The 17,583-nt window shown below is 44.5% G+C and carries 19 protein-coding genes and 1 other RNA gene; 11 read left to right on the top strand and 9 right to left on the bottom strand.

Translation table 11 applies throughout. The features are described 5' to 3' along the window. The first annotated feature begins 190 nt into the window (after nt 1–190). From epd to mscS, 4 genes are all read left to right on the top strand, one after another. Nucleotides 191–1,240: an erythrose-4-phosphate dehydrogenase gene (epd, locus tag AB4375_RS08005; RefSeq protein WP_032545627.1), complete on the top strand. Its 1,050-nt coding sequence runs from the start codon at nt 191–193 to the stop codon at nt 1,238–1,240. A gap of 166 nt (nt 1,241–1,406) precedes the next feature. Beyond that, the gene (locus AB4375_RS08010; protein WP_017068708.1) at nt 1,407–2,570 is read left to right on the top strand and encodes a phosphoglycerate kinase; all 1,164 of its coding nucleotides are present in this window, start codon (nt 1,407–1,409) and stop codon (nt 2,568–2,570) included. Between the two features lie 155 nt (nt 2,571–2,725). Continuing rightward, nucleotides 2,726–3,802, top strand: a complete 1,077-nt coding sequence (gene fbaA / locus AB4375_RS08015) for a class II fructose-bisphosphate aldolase (protein ID WP_010435694.1) — start codon at nt 2,726–2,728, stop codon at nt 3,800–3,802. A 377-nt stretch (nt 3,803–4,179) separates the two neighbouring features. After that, on the top strand, nt 4,180–5,046 hold the full coding sequence (gene mscS / locus AB4375_RS08020; protein WP_017063201.1) for a small-conductance mechanosensitive channel MscS: 867 nt from the start codon (nt 4,180–4,182) through the stop codon (nt 5,044–5,046). Nucleotides 5,047–5,142: 96 nt separating this feature from the next. Here the strand turns inward: mscS and AB4375_RS08025 are convergent, their stop codons facing one another. After that, entirely contained in the window at nt 5,143–5,772 is a 630-nt protein-coding gene (locus AB4375_RS08025) for a LysE/ArgO family amino acid transporter (RefSeq protein ID WP_017059061.1), read from the bottom strand. A 142-nt stretch (nt 5,773–5,914) separates the two neighbouring features. Between AB4375_RS08025 and AB4375_RS08030 the strand changes: the two genes are divergently transcribed. Beyond that, on the top strand, nt 5,915–6,811 hold the full coding sequence (locus AB4375_RS08030; protein ID WP_372051299.1) for a LysR family transcriptional regulator ArgP: 897 nt from the start codon (nt 5,915–5,917) through the stop codon (nt 6,809–6,811). 111 nt (nt 6,812–6,922) lie between these two features. Then, nucleotides 6,923–7,636, top strand: a complete 714-nt coding sequence (locus AB4375_RS08035) for an oxidative stress defense protein (RefSeq protein WP_017059059.1) — start codon at nt 6,923–6,925, stop codon at nt 7,634–7,636. Nucleotides 7,637–7,748: 112 nt separating this feature from the next. Here the strand turns inward: AB4375_RS08035 and serA are convergent, their stop codons facing one another. The 5 genes from serA to zapA form a co-directional block, all read right to left on the bottom strand. After that, nucleotides 7,749–8,978: a phosphoglycerate dehydrogenase gene (gene serA / locus AB4375_RS08040; RefSeq protein ID WP_017059058.1), complete on the bottom strand. Its 1,230-nt coding sequence runs from the start codon at nt 8,976–8,978 to the stop codon at nt 7,749–7,751. Between the two features lie 261 nt (nt 8,979–9,239). After that, on the bottom strand, nt 9,240–9,896 hold the full coding sequence (rpiA, locus tag AB4375_RS08045; protein WP_017059057.1) for a ribose-5-phosphate isomerase RpiA: 657 nt from the start codon (nt 9,894–9,896) through the stop codon (nt 9,240–9,242). Between the two features lie 124 nt (nt 9,897–10,020). Further along, on the bottom strand, nt 10,021–10,620 hold the full coding sequence (locus tag AB4375_RS08050) for a 5-formyltetrahydrofolate cyclo-ligase (protein WP_372051300.1): 600 nt from the start codon (nt 10,618–10,620) through the stop codon (nt 10,021–10,023). A 6-nt stretch (nt 10,621–10,626) separates the two neighbouring features. Further along, a non-coding RNA gene (gene ssrS / locus AB4375_RS08055) (6S RNA) lies at nt 10,627–10,810 on the bottom strand. 11 nt (nt 10,811–10,821) lie between these two features. After that, nucleotides 10,822–11,130 carry a cell division protein ZapA gene (zapA, locus tag AB4375_RS08060; RefSeq protein WP_004735366.1) on the bottom strand — a complete coding sequence of 103 codons (309 nt, stop codon included), beginning with the start codon at nt 11,128–11,130 and terminating at the stop codon, nt 10,822–10,824. A gap of 308 nt (nt 11,131–11,438) precedes the next feature. Here zapA and AB4375_RS08065 point away from each other — a divergent pair, with 308 nt between their 5' ends. Genes AB4375_RS08065 through AB4375_RS08075 form a run of 3 tightly spaced genes read left to right on the top strand, consistent with a single transcriptional unit; the run spans nt 11,439 to nt 14,452 of the window. Next, nucleotides 11,439–12,014 carry a YecA family protein gene (locus AB4375_RS08065; protein ID WP_017070457.1) on the top strand — a complete coding sequence of 192 codons (576 nt, stop codon included), beginning with the start codon at nt 11,439–11,441 and terminating at the stop codon, nt 12,012–12,014. 24 nt (nt 12,015–12,038) lie between these two features. Beyond that, nucleotides 12,039–13,217, top strand: a complete 1,179-nt coding sequence (gene ubiH / locus AB4375_RS08070) for a 2-octaprenyl-6-methoxyphenyl hydroxylase (RefSeq protein WP_372051312.1) — start codon at nt 12,039–12,041, stop codon at nt 13,215–13,217. 11 nt (nt 13,218–13,228) lie between these two features. After that, nucleotides 13,229–14,452, top strand: a complete 1,224-nt coding sequence (locus AB4375_RS08075; RefSeq protein WP_017063203.1) for an FAD-dependent 2-octaprenylphenol hydroxylase — start codon at nt 13,229–13,231, stop codon at nt 14,450–14,452. A gap of 111 nt (nt 14,453–14,563) precedes the next feature. Here AB4375_RS08075 and AB4375_RS08080 read toward each other — a convergent pair whose 3' ends face one another. The 3 genes from AB4375_RS08080 to ygfZ form a co-directional block, all read right to left on the bottom strand. Further along, on the bottom strand, nt 14,564–14,770 hold the full coding sequence (locus AB4375_RS08080) for a DUF1107 domain-containing protein (RefSeq protein ID WP_009847660.1): 207 nt from the start codon (nt 14,768–14,770) through the stop codon (nt 14,564–14,566). A 557-nt stretch (nt 14,771–15,327) separates the two neighbouring features. Further along, nucleotides 15,328–15,789 carry an aminoacyl-tRNA deacylase gene (locus tag AB4375_RS08085; protein ID WP_029235114.1) on the bottom strand — a complete coding sequence of 154 codons (462 nt, stop codon included), beginning with the start codon at nt 15,787–15,789 and terminating at the stop codon, nt 15,328–15,330. Between the two features lie 4 nt (nt 15,790–15,793). Continuing rightward, nucleotides 15,794–16,765, bottom strand: a complete 972-nt coding sequence (ygfZ, locus tag AB4375_RS08090) for a tRNA-modifying protein YgfZ (protein ID WP_372051301.1) — start codon at nt 16,763–16,765, stop codon at nt 15,794–15,796. Between the two features lie 167 nt (nt 16,766–16,932). Between ygfZ and AB4375_RS08095 the strand changes: the two genes are divergently transcribed. Both AB4375_RS08095 and AB4375_RS08100 read left to right on the top strand, forming a co-directional pair. Next, the gene (locus tag AB4375_RS08095; protein WP_004735374.1) at nt 16,933–17,193 is read left to right on the top strand and encodes a succinate dehydrogenase assembly factor 2; all 261 of its coding nucleotides are present in this window, start codon (nt 16,933–16,935) and stop codon (nt 17,191–17,193) included. Beyond that, nucleotides 17,141–17,560: a protein YgfX gene (locus AB4375_RS08100; RefSeq protein WP_372051302.1), complete on the top strand. Its 420-nt coding sequence runs from the start codon at nt 17,141–17,143 to the stop codon at nt 17,558–17,560. The genes AB4375_RS08095 and AB4375_RS08100 overlap by 53 nt, the downstream gene beginning before the upstream one ends. Nucleotides 17,561–17,583 lie beyond the last annotated feature (23 nt).

Genomic DNA, 17,583 nt, shown 5'->3' on the forward strand with positions numbered 1-17,583 from the left:
AACAATGAAATGAATAAAAAAACCGAGCGCTGAGCTCGGTTTTTTGTCTCTGGGATTTGTTTCTCCTAGACTCATCTCTATAAGCAACAGATCAATCTGTCATGAACAAGCTGAGTTATTCAAGTAATGCCTTTTGGGTAGGATTCAGTTATCATCTGTTGCACGAAATTTTGGTTAGATGTACGGAACTATGCTAAAAGTCGCGATAAATGGATTTGGACGAATAGGGCGTAATGTATTGCGCGCTGTCTATGAAAGTGGCAAAAGCCAACAAATCAAAGTAGTAGCGGTCAATGAGCTTGCTCAGCCTGACGCTATGGCTCACCTATTGCAGTACGACACCAGTCACGGCCGCTTCGGTAAGAAAATCTCTAACGATCAAGAGCACATTTATGTCCATCATGGCATTGGTGCTGAAGACAAGGGTGAGTTTGATACCATTCGTATCTTACATCTTGCTGATATTGAGCTGTTGCCTTGGCGTGACCTTGAGGTGGATATCGTTCTCGATTGTACCGGTGTTTATGGTTGCCGAGATGACGGCCTCGCGCACATTGCTGCAGGGGCGAAAAAGGTACTGTTTTCTCACCCCGGTGCCAATGACCTCGATAACACCATTATCTATGGTGTGAACCACGATACCATCGAAGCGGACCACCAAATCGTTTCCAATGGTTCGTGCACCACCAACTGTATTGTCCCTATCATTAAGGTTCTTGATGACGCCTTTGGTATCGAGTCCGGTACGATTACGACTATTCACTCTTCAATGAATGATCAACAAGTTATCGATGCGTACCACAGCGATTTGCGTCGTACTCGAGCAGCAAGCCAATCGATCATTCCTGTCGATACCAAGTTGCATAAAGGTATTGAAAGAATCTTCCCGAAATTTTCCAACAAATTTGAAGCTATATCTGTGCGTGTGCCGACGGTAAACGTAACAGCGATGGATTTAAGTGTCACAATTAATGCAAATGTGAAAGTTAATGACGTAAATCAAACCATTGTTAATGCATCCCAGTGTACATTACACAATATAGTTGACTATACTGAAGCGCCGCTCGTTTCCATCGACTTTAATCACGATCCCCATAGCGCAATCGTTGATGGTTCACAAACGCGAGTGAGCAACGGCCACTTAGTTAAAATGCTAGTGTGGTGTGATAATGAATGGGGCTTTGCGAACCGAATGCTGGATACGGTTCTTGCAATGCAAGCTTCTGAAGGCAAGAAGTAAGACCTAGAAGCAAATGTGCGGATTATTTATTTTTTAGCTTGAAATAAATACTAAGAGTCCACATATTATTAGTAGTGAAAGAATTACCAGTTGAATAATTTATAGGCTTAGCAGGGTTGCTGAGTTTCCAAAACTTTATTTTTATTTAAATTTGAGAGGACAAATCATGTCTGTGATCAAGATGACTGACCTGGAACTTGCAGGTAAACGCGTATTTATCCGTGCTGACCTAAACGTACCAGTAAAAGACGGTAAAGTAACTTCAGATGCACGTATCCTAGCATCTCTACCAACTATCAAGCTTTGCCTAGAAGCTGGTGCAAAAGTAATGGTTACTTCTCACCTTGGTCGTCCTACTGAAGGCGAATACAACGAAGAGTTCTCTCTAGCTCCTGTAGTTAACTACCTAAACGACGCACTAGATTGCGAAGTTAAACTAGCTAAAGATTACCTAAACGGCCTAGAGCTAAACGCTGGTGAGCTAGTTGTTCTTGAAAACGTTCGTTTCAACGAAGGTGAGAAGAAGAACGAAGAAGCACTTTCTAAGCAGTACGCTGCGCTATGTGACATCTTCGTGATGGACGCATTCGGTACAGCTCACCGTGCACAAGCATCTACTCACGGTGTTGGTACTCACGCTCCTGTAGCATGTGCTGGTCCTCTTCTTGCTGCTGAGCTTGAAGCTCTTGGCAAAGCAATGGACAACCCAGAGCGTCCGCTAGTTGCTATCGTTGGTGGTTCTAAAGTATCGACTAAGCTAACAGTTCTTGAGTCTCTATCTAAAATCGCTGACCAGCTTGTTGTTGGTGGTGGTATCGCGAACACATTCATCGCTGCTGAAGGCCACAACGTAGGTAAGTCTCTATACGAAGCTGACCTAGTTGAAACGGCTCAAAAGCTAATGAAAGAGTGTGCTATCCCAGTAGCAACTGACGTTGCATGTGCTAAAGCATTCGACGAAAACGCAGAAGCTGAAATCAAGCACGTTTCTGAAGTTCAAGACGACGACATGATCTTCGACCTTGGTCCAGATTCAACTGCGGCACTAGCTGAAATCATCGGCAACGCGAAAACAATCCTTTGGAACGGCCCTGTAGGCGTATTCGAATTCAAGAACTTCGAAGCGGGTACAGCTGGTATCTCTAAAGCAATCGCTGAGTCTGCAGGTTTCTCTGTAGCAGGTGGTGGTGACACGCTAGCAGCTATCGATAAGTTCGGTATCAAAGCTGACGTTTCTTACATCTCTACTGGCGGTGGCGCTTTCCTTGAATTCGTTGAAGGTAAAGTACTTCCTGCAGTAGCAATGCTTGAAGAGCGTGCTAAAGCATAATTGATTTAGAAAGGCGAGATGTGAATCTCGCCTTTTAACGTTTGCTGCATATCACACTTTTTTGCTAGAATGGCATAAGTTGTGAGCAAACGATTGCAAGTTTTTAAACTTAAGTTTTTTAATCTTAAAACGATAGAATAAATAGGACTATTTCCATGTCTAAGATCTTCGATTTTGTAAAACCTGGTGTGATTTCTGGCGATGACGTACAGAAAGTATTTGAAGTAGCAAAAGAAAACAAATTTGCTCTTCCTGCTGTAAACGTTGTTGGTACTGACTCTGTAAACGCAGTACTAGAAGCAGCTGCTAAAGTTAAAGCTCCAGTAGTTGTTCAGTTCTCTAACGGCGGCGCTGCATTCTTCGCAGGTAAAGGCGTTAAACTTGAAGGTCAAGGCGCACAAGTTCTTGGCGCTGTAGCTGGTGCAAAATACGTACACGCTGTAGCTGAAGCTTACGGTGTTCCAGTTATCCTGCACACTGACCACGCTGCTAAGAAACTTCTTCCATGGATCGACGGTCTACTAGACGCTGGTGAAGAGTTCTTCGCACAAACTGGTAAGCCTCTATTCTCTTCTCACATGCTAGACCTTTCTGAAGAGTCTCTAGAAGAGAACATCGAAACATGTGCTAAGTACCTAGAGCGCATGGCTAAAATGAACATGACAATCGAGATCGAACTTGGTTGTACTGGTGGTGAAGAAGACGGCGTTGATAACTCTGATATGGACGCATCTGAGCTTTACACTTCTCCAGAAGACGTAGCATACGCTTACGAGAAACTAATGGCTGTTAGCCCACGTTTCACTATCGCTGCATCTTTCGGTAACGTACACGGTGTTTACCAAGCTGGTAACGTTGTACTTACTCCAACTATCCTACGTGACTCTCAAGCATACTGTGCAGAGAAGTTCGGTATCGCACCTAACGCTCTAAACTTCGTATTCCACGGTGGTTCTGGTTCTTCTGAAGCAGAAATCCAAGAGTCTATCGGCTACGGTGTTATCAAAATGAACATCGATACTGATACACAGTGGGCAACTTGGGACGGTATCCGTCAGTACTCTGCTGACAACTTCGATTTCCTACAAGGTCAAATCGGCAACCCAACTGGCGAAGCTGCTCCAAACAAGAAGTACTACGATCCACGCGTATGGCTACGTGCTGGTCAAGCTTCAATGGTTGCTCGTCTAGAGAAAGCATTTGCTGACCTTAACGCTGTAGACGTACTATAATTCTTTGAATTAAGTACTCTTTAAGTTTTAAAAACCCGCTCATTGAGCGGGTTTTTTTATATCTGATAAAAACTTGTACTAAATATGTGAAAAACCTAGCGTGCGGTGAATAAATTTCGTAGTCTTTTAGTTATCGGTATTTGTGTTTATCGGTAAGTTTTAATAATTCAAAAGCTTACATAAATATGACTTTGCAATCTGTCAAAGATAGGATATCGTGCCGAAAAACTGAACTTGGTTCAGTTTATAAAAAGGACTTGGCTTTAATTTACTTTTAACACAATGACTTAACGGTAATTACACTGTTTATTATATTGCAGAGTAAATGAGGCTTAAGGCAGTTTAGCCCAAAGCATATTATATAGAGGATGCACATTATGGCTGATAGTTCGACAGCGATTGAGACTCCACTTGTGGATGGTTTGTCTCAAGCAGAGCAGTGGTTAACAAATAATTCAGATTTATTTATCCAATATGGCGTAAATATCATTTCAGCACTGATAATTCTATTTATTGGTAACCTTATTGTTAAAGCAGTAGCGAATAGCGTGTCTAAGGTTCTTCAGAAGAAGAAAATGGACCGAGCAGTTGTGGAGTTCGTCCATGGTTTAGTTCGTTACTTGTTGTTTGTGATTGTTTTAATTGCTGCACTTGGTCGTTTAGGTGTTCAAACGGCATCTGTAGTTGCTGTTATTGGTGCGGCTGGTTTAGCCGTTGGTCTTGCACTACAAGGCTCACTATCTAACTTTGCTGCTGGTGTACTTATCGTTGCATTCCGTCCATTTAAGTCTGGTGACTATGTGGAAATTGGTGGTGTGGCAGGTTCAGTTGATTCTATTCAAATCTTCCAAACGGTTCTAACAACGCCAGACAACAAAATGGTTGTAGTACCTAACGGTAGCGTTATCGGCAGCCCAATCACAAACTATTCTCGTCATGCGACGCGCCGTATTGATCTAATGATTGGTGTTTCTTACAACGCTGATCTTCAGAAGACAAAAGCGCTACTGACTAAGATCTGTGAATCTGATGAGCGTGTACTGAAAGAACCTGGCGTTCAAGTTGGTGTTCATACGCTTGCTGATTCTTCAGTTAACTTCGTTGTTCGTCCATGGGTTAGCACTGCTGACTACTGGAATGTTTATTTCGACCTGATGCAAGCAATCAAAGAAGGCTTGGATAACGAGGGTATCGAAATTCCATTCCCGCAAATGGATGTACACATGAATAAAGTAGAAGCTTAATTCCTAGTTAGTTTTTATAACTATAAGCTTTTATAAGGAAAGGCGGATAACTTAGGTTATCCGCCTTTTTTGTTGGTTTCATGAAGCTAAATAGATTTACCAGTATTGCTCAATAAGTCCATCGGTAAGCACCGTTGCTATGGCGAACATCATGGTTGCGACTGCGATATCAATGCCTTTCTTAACCTTAGGTTTAGATAGCGTCGGGCCTAGTTTTGCAGCGCCTAATGACAAAGAATAGAACCAGACGAACGAAGCCAATATAGTCCCCATAGCAAATGCAATTCTGTCGTTGCCTTCAAATTGCCCACCAATGGATCCAAGAATTACCACGGTATCCAAATAGAGATGTGGGTTTAATACTGTCACTGCCAATGCCCCTAAAATAACGGTGCGCTTGCCACGCGCTAATATCTCACCTTTCGACTCATCACTGGTGCGCACTTTGAATGCACTGCGTAGTGAGAGCAAACCATACACAGTCAGAAAAGCGATGCCACCTAGTGTCACTGAGGTAAGCAGTAATTCATTTTGCGACAAGATCGCTCCGCCGCCAAAAATGCCTAATGAGATAAACAGAGTATCGAGCAGGCTACAAATCGTTGCTGTCGTTAAATGATGATTGCGTTTTATCCCTTGATTTAGGACGTACGCATTCTGAGCGCCAATAGGGATAATCATACTTGCCCCTAGACCAAAACCTTGTAATAAAACCCAAAAACTCATTTTAACCTCCACTTATTTAACGATATTTACGTGCTATATGGCGAAGATACTCTGACCCTTTAAATAAGTATAATTAATGATTTTAATCCATTATTAGAGTTGCTAATGTGGTGATGAGTTAGCTTAAAAAGGAAGCAAATTGATGCGCGGATTGGATTATAAATGGATTGAAGCACTGGATGCTGTAGTAAAACAACGTAGTTTCGAAAGGGCTGCTGAGCAGTTATATATCTCCCAGTCGGCGGTATCTCAACGCATCAAACAGCTGGAAAAGTGGTTGGCTCAGCCAGTCTTGGTGAGAGAAAGCCCGCCTAGGCCAACGCCTGCGGGTAAAAAACTACTGGGCTTATATCGCCGTGTTCGTTTGTTAGAGCACGAGCTTGTGCCTGAGTTGATGAATGAAGAGGGTAATCAACCACTATCGATATCCATAGCCACCAACGCTGATAGTTTGGCGACATGGTTGCTACCAGCTTTGTCGGATGTGATTAAGTCTCGCCAAGTCGAGTTGAACCTCGCGATTCATGGTGAGTCGAGAACCATTGAAAAGATTAAAAGTGGCGAGGTGGCCGGTGCAATCAGTTTGGAGTCTCAAGCGATTCCTGGCTGCAGTGCTGACTATCTCGGTAGGATGGATTATGTGTGCGTGGCTAGCCCTGACTTTCATCAGCGTTACTTTGCAGAGGGCGTAAACTACGCCACCTTAAGCAAAGCACCTGCGGTTTCCTATGATCAATACGATGATCTGCATAAGAAGTTTCTGCATGATCATTTTAACGTCCCGAGAGACAGTGTGATCAATCATACAGTCGGCAGTTCAGAAGCATTTGTGCGCTTGGCATTATCGGGTGTAGCCTATTGCTTGATCCCCCGATTACAGATTATCGATGAGCTCGAGTCTGGTGCTCTGATTGATATTACCCCTGGCTTTCTGCTCTCTTATCGCATCTATTGGCACCATTGGCAGCTTGAGAGCGGAGTATTAAAAGAGGTATCCCAAGCAATATTGAGTTTTGCTCACAATCACTTACCTCAGTAAACTGTTGGTTTTTTCAGCGTCAAAGTTCTGTTAGAAGTGTGTGCTCTGGATTGGCTAAACGATAAATTGCTCTATGATGAAAGGACATTTGTTTAGCATAGGTCATACCTAATGAAGCTTGTACCAAAGATGTTAGCAACGTCTCTTACTCTTACTGCGGCGTTGAGTGCTGTGAGTTTTCCATCATTGGCTGACTCTCCATCCTTTCCTCATATTTCAACGACAGGCTATGGTGAAGTGATCGCTACACCTGATATGGCGACATTCTCTGTGAGAGTCGTGGAATCGACGATGACTGCTGAACAGGCTAAAAATACCGTTGATAAAGTCGTGACAGGCTTTCTAAACAAGCTGCATCAAGCTGGTGTTGATGAGGCGAGTGTACACAGCTCTAACCTGTATTTATCTCCTCAATATCATTACCCGAAAGATGGCAAACCGGAACTGGTTGGCTACCGCGCCTCACGTAATGTGACCGTTCAAGTGACTGAGCTAGCTAATCTTAATGAGTACATGGATATTGCGATTGGAGAAGGCATTAATCAGATCGACAACATCCAACTGCAAGTTCGCGACCAAGCTAAGTATCAAGAGCAAGCGCGCTTAGAAGCCATTAAAGATGCGACATCAAAAGCTAAATCATTGGCGAGTGGTTTTGAGCGCGAGTTAGGTGATGTATGGCGCGTGGATTACAACGCCCAATCTTCTCAGCCAGTACTCATGCGTTCAATGGCGATGGATGCAAGAACAGAATCGAACTCTTATGAAGACTCAACGATCACCATTCGTGATCGCGTGAATGTGATCTACCAGATCGAAGAGTAATGACAGTGCTATAGAAGGTTTTGGATCATGACGACCTAATTACCTACGATAGGCCAAATGCTAAAAAGGCTCTCATAATGAGAGCCTTTTTTATGCATTTTGAGTGCGATGATTAGTGAAGAAGACGAGCACGGATTGTGCCTTCGATCTCTTTCAGTTTAAGCAGTGCTTCTTCAGAGCGATCGGCTTCTACATCGATAACGACATAACCCATATCAGCCGCAGTCTGTAGGTATTGACCCGCGATGTTGATCCCTTCCTCAGCGAAGATGGTGTTGATCTGAGTTAGGATGCCTGGGCGGTTTTCGTGAATGTGTAATAAACGAGACGTTCCAGTATGCAGTGGTAGTGATACCTCAGGGAAGTTAACACTTGATAGCGTAGAGCCGTTATCAGAGTATTTCGCTAGCTTACCAGCAACTTCAACACCAATGTTCTCTTGTGCTTCTTGAGTTGAACCACCCACGTGAGGCGTTAGGATCACGTTATCGAACTGCATTAATGGAGACTCAAACGGGTCTGCATTGGTTTTTGGTTCTGTTGGGAAAACATCAATAGCCGCACCTGCAAGGTGTCCAGACTCCAGAGCGCCACACAGAGCAGGAATATCGACTACCGTGCCACGAGCTGCGTTGATAAAGATAGAACCAGGCTTCATGCGCTCGAACTCTTCTTTACCCATCATGTCTTTTGTTTCGTTGGTTTCAGGGACGTGCAAAGAGATTACGTCACACTTGTTCAGTAATTCCGTCATGGTATGAACTTGCGTTGCGTTACCCAGAGACAGTTTGTTTTCAATGTCGTAGAAGTAAACACGCATGCCAAGGTTTTCAGCAATAATACCCAGTTGAGTACCGATGTGACCGTAGCCAATAATACCTAAACGCTTACCACGGGCTTCGTAAGAGTTGTCGGCACTCTTTTTCCAGATGCCACGGTGTGCAAGCGCGTTCTTTTCTGGAATGCCACGTAGTAGCAATAGAACCTGACCAAGAACGAGCTCAGCAACGCTTCGAGTGTTTGAGAACGGTGCGTTGAACACAGGGATACCGCGTTTTGCTGCTGCTTGAAGGTTGACTTGGTTAGTACCAATACAGAAACAACCGACGGCAACCAGCTTTTCAGCTGCATCAATAACTTCTTGGGAGATATTAGTGCGAGAACGAATACCAATGAAATGAGCATCTTTTACTGCTTCAAGAAGTTCATCTTCCGGTAGCGAGCCTTTGTGGTACTCAATGTTTGTGTAACCAGCGGCTTGCAGTACTTCTACAGAAGAAGGGTGAAGACCTTCTAGAAGTAGAATTTTAATTTTTTCTTTTTCCAGTGAAACTTTGGCCATTGTTCTCGTCCTTAAAATGGAAAGGTTGGGCAAATGCGGCGCACGTGCTACAAAATGGCTGAAAGGGGAACAAATTCACCACTTTGTTAGGAGACAAACGTTTTCCCTGTGCGTCTTCTGAACAATAAAGTAACAAAAAAAAAATGTTTTGGGTAAGAAAATTACGGAATAAGACATAATTTTACAGCAATAAAGCAAAAAAAACGGTGCCCTAGGGCACCGTATGTAATGAAGTAACAGAAAAACTCAATCTTCTATTATTTATTCTTCGATTTTTGCACCTTCAGGCGTGCCGGTGATAACCACATCAGCACCACGGTGAGCGAACAGACCAACCGTCACCACACCAGCTATACCATTGATGATATCTTCTAGTTGTTTCGGGTTTTCGATCGCCATGCCGTACACATCTAGGATCACGTTGCCGTTATCGGTTGTGCAGCCTTCGCGGTAAACTGGGTCACCACCAAGCTTAACCAACTCACGTGCCACGTATGAACGTGCCATTGGGATTACTTCAACAGGCAGTGGGAATTTACCCAACACATCAACTGCTTTAGTACCGTCAACAATACACACAAACTTATCAGAGATAGCCGCTACGATTTTTTCACGAGTCAAAGCAGCGCCGCCGCCTTTGATCATATCGCGAGTTGGGTTGATTTCATCTGCGCCATCAACATAGATGTCTAGCTTAGCGACATCGTTACACTCATACACTTTGATCTCTAGCTCTTCTAGTCGCTGCGTTGAAGCAACAGAGCTTGAAACCGCACCTTTGATTTTGTCTTTCATTGTGCCTAGTGCGTCGATGAAGTGATTTACTGTAGAGCCAGTACCTACACCTACAATGCTGCCTTCTTCAACATATTGAAGTGCTGCCCAGCCAGCTGCTTTTTTCATTTCATCTTGAGTCATGCCATTCTCCTGAATAAGGTCTTGCGCTTTGAATTGATCGTTTGCGTAATGATGAAGTTAACGTTTAGATATTGAGTTAACGTTTCTATATCGAGGTTAACGTTTGCGGCGCGATTATAGCGCTTTAATGGTTGTTTTCCCATTGCCAAGTTTTACTCGGAGTCACGATTTTAGGTAACGGAATGTCCCATTCTTCAATCGGTAGCGTATCAACATGTTGGCAATCATGAGCCAAACCAATAGGAGCTGCACCTTCGCCCGTCTCGAACCACTTTGCCAAGGTGCGATCGTAATATCCGCCGCCCATACCTAAACGATGGCCATGGGAGTCAAAGCCGACAAGGGGCGTAAGAATAAGGTCGAGTTGCTGACAAGGTTTAACCAGCATTTGATTGAGCTGAGGTTCGACAATACCGTACTTATTCAAGACCGTCGGTGTGGTTGGCGAGTAGTGTAAAAACAGCAGGTGCCCGGCAGAGAAGGGGTGCAATACTGGTAAATAAGTGTGCTTACCTTGCGCCCATAACCATTCGATTAAAGGCTGAGTATCGAGTTCGCCATCGATAGAGATATAGAGGGCAATATGCTGAGCAGACTGAATTTCATCAAGCTGCATGCACTGCTTAACTAAGTCGATACCGGATTGAGTTTGTTGGTCGCCAGATAAGGCATTGCGTTTGATACGGATCTGTTTGCGAAATTCGCTGCGTGTGAGCGTCTTCATAAGAAGGGATACCCCAAAGTGCCGTTGAGAATAGATGGCCCTTGAACCAGCGAGTTCAAGGCGGATCAGCAATGATTACCGTAGGCTTCTCGGTCGGGCCGAGCATGCTCAATAGCACTCAAGTACTAACCCTTAGGGATTGCTTATCGGCTCGGGGACGTGAATCCTCTGACAAACACTCCAGGGTAAATTTTGTGTACGCTATTGCTGTCCGTGCTTAACTTTACTGAGGACATCTGAAAGTGATGTCGTGAGCTGTTCCATTCGCTCGGTCAGTGCGTTTTGTTCATCATTTGCTTCAAACTTCTTGGTTTGTAATTCGTAGCAAATATTCAGAGCTGCGATAGTCAGCAGCTTCACTTCATTGGTTACCTTAGTACGTTCAGCCATCTCTTTCAATCGATTATCAAGATCGGCCGCCGCTGCAATCAATGACTCTTCTTGCCCTGGTGGACAATTCACTCGAGTCAGTTTTCCTAATATTTCAACGTCTACCGCTTGATTACTCATGATGGATGAACTCTTTAACGCGCTATTTTAAGGCTGTTGCCCTTCGCCATTTTTTGAGAAAGAAAAAGTGCAAGTACCGATGAGGAAGCAATCTCCTCTGAGGGAGAAACTATAGGTAAACCGCTATTAAGATTCAAGCTTTTCAGAGTGACTGTTTGTAAATGAGAGCTTGAGCACACAGTAATTCAGCAAATTGAACAATTGGTAGTCAGTCATCCTTCAATTGCTGGGGATCGATGCTTACCAGAATTGGGGTGAAGTGGTACGATTATACTATCGATATAAAGAATAACTGAGCGAGCTATCTGATGAGCGAAACTACTTTACCTGACTACCTAACGGTTGCGACTGAACTTCAATCGGCAAGTCTAGCCGTAACCCCTGCTGAGATGCACGGTTTATTAACGGGTATGTTAAGCGGAGGCTTAAGCCTTGCAGATAAAAGCTGGCAACCACTGATCTTCGATTACACCAATGAAGGCATGGGTTGGCCAGATCGCGCATTAACGCTAGCGGAAGCGACACTGAAAGTAACGACCAGTGAAATCACAGGTTCGGGTATGGAATTGTCTATGTTGCTGCCTGACGAAGACGCAAGCGCAAGCCTATTTGACTTGGCTGATGGTGTGTCTGATTGGATTAACCATTTCATTTCTGGTCTAGGCTTGGTTGGCGCTCAATTGAACAAAGCGTCTGACAGTACAAAAGAAGCATTAGCTGATCTAGAAGAGATGGCCAAGCTAGGCATTGACGAAGAAGATGATCTGGAAGAGCAAGCGCAGCTTCTAGAGCACGTTATTGAGCACGTAAAAGCGTGTGCACTAACGATTCATGCTGAATTTGGTGCTCGCCCATCTGAAGATGCGGCGCCTACCATTCATTAATTCGTTGGCCGGTTTGAGGTTATGATGGCTCAGTATGATGTTGTAATTGCTGGTGGCGCAATGGCAGGGGCAACCTTAGCCCTTGCTTTGAATCACCTAAGCCAAGGTTCACTGTCGATTGCGGTAGTGGAGCCTTATCAGGTTGATCATCAAGCTCACCCTGGGTTTGATTCTCGTTCGATTGCTTTGTCCTATGGCACGGTGCAGATCCTGGATTCTTTGCGCTTATGGCAATCTATCGCTCCGGTCGCGACCCCGATTAAAGATATCCATGTTTCGGATCGCGGGCATGCCGGAATGACAGGCATCTACAGTGAAGAGCTTGCTGTAGATGCGCTTGGCTACGTGGTCGAGTTAGCAGATGTGGGTCGAATCTATCAGCAGAAACTTGAATCAGAAGCGGCAATTACCATGCTTTGTCCTGAGTCTGTTAGTAAAGTTGAACGTGAAGAAGCGTTGACGACGATTGAACTGACAAGTGGGCAAACAGTAACCACTAAGTTACTGGTTGCTGCTGACGGTGCAATCTCAACCTGTTGCCAACAGCTCAATATCTCATTGAGTGAGCACGACTTTGAGCAAGTCGCTGTGATTGCCAATATTGTGGCGAGTGAACCTCACCAAGGTCGCGCATTTGAGCGTTTTACCCATCATGGGCCAGTTGCTCTATTACCGATGAGTGACAACCGTTTATCGCTGGTTTGGTGTTTAACACCAGAGCAAGCACAAAAAGTGATGACGCTAAACGACAATGAATTTCTTGAGCAATTGCAGAATGACTTTGGCTGGCGACTTGGCCGATTAGAGAAGGTCGGCAAGCGCGCGAGTTACCCTCTGATTCTTCGTCACCGACAGCAAAATATCTCTCATCGATTTGCCATTGTTGGTAATGCTGCTCAAACGCTTCACCCAATTGCGGGGCAAGGCTTTAACCTAGGCATCCGAGATGTGGCTTCCTTGGCAGAAGAGTTGTGTACCCAGTTAGATGATGTAGGTCGTTACCGTGGTCTTGTTAACTTTAGAAAGCGTAGAGAACAAGACCGAGACGCAACGATCACGTTGACTTCAAGCCTAGTTCACCTGTTCTCAAACGATTATATGACCGCTCGCATTGGGCGTAATCTTGGGTTAGCCGTAATAGATAACCTTCCACCACTTAAAGGTCCACTTTTGCGTCATACGCTTGGCCTAGTAGAAAGATAAGGTAATAAATAATGATGCAAAGTGTTGATATCGCGATTGTTGGTGGTGGCATGGTTGGCCTAGCGCTTGCTGCTGCCCTAAAAGACAGTGACCTAAGAATCGCTGTCATTGAAGGCAGAGCGCCTAGTGAAGGGCTGAGTGAGCTGCCTGATGTGCGTGTATCCGCGTTGAGTCGTTCTAGTGAAGTGATTCTTCGTAACCTAGGTGCATGGCAAGGTATCGAACAAAGACGCGCTGCACCGTATCAAGCGATGGAAGTGTGGGAACAAGACAGTTTCGCTCGTATTGAGTTTGACTCGACACGCTTGGCTCAGCCTAATCTTGGTCATATCGTTGAAAACCGTGTGATTCAATTAGCGCTGCTTGATCAGGTTAAGAAACAAGACAACGTCAGCCTGTATATGCCCGCAACGTGTAAAACGATGGCGATTGGTGAAAGTGAAGCTTGGTTAACATTGGACAATGGTCAAGCACTGACAGCTAAGTTAGTTGTTGGAGCAGACGGCGCAAACTCTTGGGTTCGTAAGCAGCAAGATATCCCATTAACACATTGGGATTACGGACACAGTGCGATTGTCGCGAACATCAAAACCACAGAGCCGCACCACAGCGTTGCTCGTCAAATCTTCACGCCTCAAGGCCCATTGGCATTCCTACCAATGCAACCAAGCAACATGAGCTCGATTGTTTGGTCTACGGAACCAAATCGTGCCGAGAACCTCGTATCAATGTCGGATGCTGAATTCAACAAGCAGTTAACAGCTGAGTTCGATGCAAAGCTGGGCTTATGTGAAGTGGTTGGTGACCGTTTTGCCTTCCCACTGCGCATGCGTTATGCGCGTGACTTTGCGGTAGAGCGTGTGGCTTTGGTTGGTGATGCTGCTCATACCATTCACCCATTAGCAGGGCAGGGCGTGAACCTTGGCCTATTAGACGCAGCAAGCCTAGCGCAAGAGCTGTTAAAGCTATGGTCTGCGGGTGAAGACATTGGCACCAAGCGTAATCTTCGCGGCTACGAGCGCTGGAGAAAAGCAGAGGCGGCGAAAATGATTGCTTCAATGCAGGGCTTTAAAGATCTGTTTGAAGGCGATAACCCAGCTAAGAAGCTGATTCGTGGCATTGGTATGAAGCTTGCGGGCCAATTACCGGGTGCGAAAGATGAGATCATGAAGCGCGCACTGGGTTTGTCTGGCAATCTTCCTGACTTAGCTAAGCGTCCAGTGACTCATCGATAATGACATAGTGTTCTGGTGGTATATCGAATCATCATTGATACGAAAATTGGTACGAAAAAAGGGTTGGCATAATGCCAACCCTTTTTGTTTTTAATTCTGTAGATAATCAGGTCATGCGTACGCGCAGCGCAGTTTCATGATTTCACTATTTATTTCTTTCACTGTTTGAAAGTGACGTTTTTCTGCTCGGTCTGGTAGCACTAGCTTACCGTTATCAAACTCAAATTTTCCTACGCCGTAAATGTAGATTCGTCCTTTGAAAAGTCGACTTACATGTTTAGCAATCATACTCGGTGTATAGCGCTTAAACAGTCTCATTCTTAATTATCCTTATATTTACCTAGCCTGCATATTATAGAAAAACTCCGAGATAATAATTGTGATAAGCATGGAGTTATATGCAGTAGCGTTGACGTTAATTAGATATTTGTGCTGTTCTAAGCACTTTCTTCAGTAAATATCTATTTTTACGTGAGCTCCTCCCCAAAATAATACTGAGTAGTGAACTGCCGTGAACTTTTCTGTTCAGTATTAAGCAGTGATAATGTTACAAGTATAAGAATAGGCGGGATTTTTTTGTTTGTGTAATCAAATTGTAAATTTCGGACAAAAAAAAGCCCGTCTAAAACGGGCGAATAGTCACAGATGCATTACACAAAAGTGGATACTGATGTTACTCAGTGGATTCACTTGCACTGATTTGCTTAATAGCTAGTCAGTAAATTTACAATAACGCAAATTTAACTTTGTGACTACTTATGCTTTTATTTTGAGTAACTATTTATTAATGGTGTGTTCTTCTTATGACGAGGTTCACACTAAAAATGTACTCAATGAAATATTAAAATGAAGTTTGCGAAGCATGATCTAAACGATCATCGACTGATGTCCGCGACGGTCGGTGCACATAGCGCCATAAGATCATTGAGATCCAGCGCAACGCCAGCCATTCGGTCGCCGGAGCTAATGGTTACGGTCGAGTTGTTTTGAATGGAAGGATCAAAAATGATCGGCATGTGTCTCTTGAGAGCGAGCGGACCAACACAACCCACTTTAAAACCGGTGATCGCTTCAACATCAGCGAGCGACACGCAGGTCATTCGACGGCAATTCAGTACCGAGCGTACTTTCTTGGGGTCGACAGAGCGATCGCCAGCAGTACAGGCTAACGCATACTGGTTGCCCATATCCTTGAGCAGGATGCACTTCACCATTTGAGAGGCGTCGATGCCTCGCTCTTGTGCAGTTTCTTCAATGCTGGTGGTTGGCTTGCTTTGCATCAGCAGGCGATAATTCACCTGCTGTTGATCCAGCCATTGTGTAATCTGCGTTTCCACGTGGTTACTCGTCGTCAAGGCTGTACGGCAGTGGCAGGATATTCCATGTTTGATCAGGCTGCGCGGTCAGTCGCAGCTGAACATCGTCATCAAGGTTGTTTGGCAGTACCATCAAACCAATCGCTCGGTTATCAGCAAATTGATAGACGTTTAATAGTCGGCCTGCGCCACGCCAGTTCTCACCCACGCTACGCTCTAGTTCAATTGGGTTCTCTAGAGACAATACTTCTGCTGTCGTTCCTGAAACAATGCGCATCTCACGCTTGTTCATGCCACGGTACTTGGCACGAGCTACCGTTTCTTGACCTGTGTAACAGCCTTTTGAAAAGCTGATACCGCCAATCGCTTGCAGGTTAAGCGCTTGAGGGATGTGCTCGTTTTGCTCTGCTTTCGATAGGTTAGGCTGAGCATCAAGAATTTCATGATATTGCCAAAGTGTTTCTGATACTTTCTCCGCAGCGCTGTTTGATACCAAGGCTTCAGCGGCTTCTTCTGTCACAAGTAGAGCCCAGCGGTTATCTGCAACTTGAACCGCTGTACCACCAGAGATAGCACGCACGTTACCTTGGCCTTCTGAAATTGAATCAATATATTGATCCGCAGACGCGCCCATCACACCGATAACAACATCTGTCGTTTGCTCGATATCAACCTTAGAGAACACGGCGTATTTTTTGATTTCGACCAGCTCTACTTCAATCGCAGATTTAGGCTGCATGAGTGCGTAACCGCCATTGTGATGGAACAGGCGGAAGATGCTCCATACCTTTCCTTTTGCATCACAGTGCGCGCCTAACGTGGATTCATCATTAGGAAGAGTGACGACATCGCACGTTACTTGACCCTGTAGGTACGACTTTTTGTCATCGCCTATCATGGTGATTGCGCTCCAGTCTGACACGTGTGTCATCATCAGTTCTGGAAGCGATTCATTTTGCGTATGAGCGAGTGGCTGAAATGTGTTTTTCCAATCCATTTTATCTTTCCTAAGAATTTTATTTGGCTCTATGTTAATCCGGTTCTGTTTCTTTGTCAGCCTAGGTTTTTTTGTGAGCTTAGATAGGGACTGTGACTCACATAGTAGTTACAGGGCGTATGACTTGTTACACTCCGAGAAAGAAAAATTATAGGTGAGGATAGCCAATGTACACTGCAGAGCAGAAAGCACGAATTAAATGGGGTTGCCGTCGCGGCATGTTAGAACTTGATGTAGTCATCATGCCATTTTTCGAAGAGTGTTTTGATTCATTGCAAGAGCAGGAACAGCGCGAGTTTGTTTCTCTATTAGAGTGTGATGACCCAGATTTGTTTACTTGGGTGATGGGACACGGACGCAGTGAAAACCTAGGCCATGCATCAATGGTTGATAAAATTGTCGCACACAACCTCAGCAAGGTTCGTTAAGCTCCAGCTTAACCCTTCATATTCCGCATTATTTGCAAAAGGCACTATTTTTGGGTGCCTTTTGTTTTTCATCGTCCTGTCTTCTATTCCACTTGCCGCCAGCCTTTATTGCTTAGCTTTAATGATCCGCTTGTTCAGAAACAATCATGTGATTCTAAATAGTGTCTATGGGCGTTTTGATTACAGAGAGGATGGTGATATTCGACTCAATGACCGAACTTACCGACTCAAGTCCGTTGATAAGATCTGGGCGCAGTTCTTCGTTAAATTACAGTTTGAATGTGGGCACTCGGTACTGCTTTGGCGAGACAGCTGTTGCGAGCGCGAATATCGTCATTTTCTGGCGAACTTACAACGAACACGCTAGATAAAAGAAAGCGTTAGACAAAA

This window comes from Vibrio sp. 10N.261.51.C6 (assembly GCF_041471785.1).
Lineage (GTDB): Bacteria > Pseudomonadota > Gammaproteobacteria > Enterobacterales > Vibrionaceae > Vibrio > Vibrio crassostreae_C.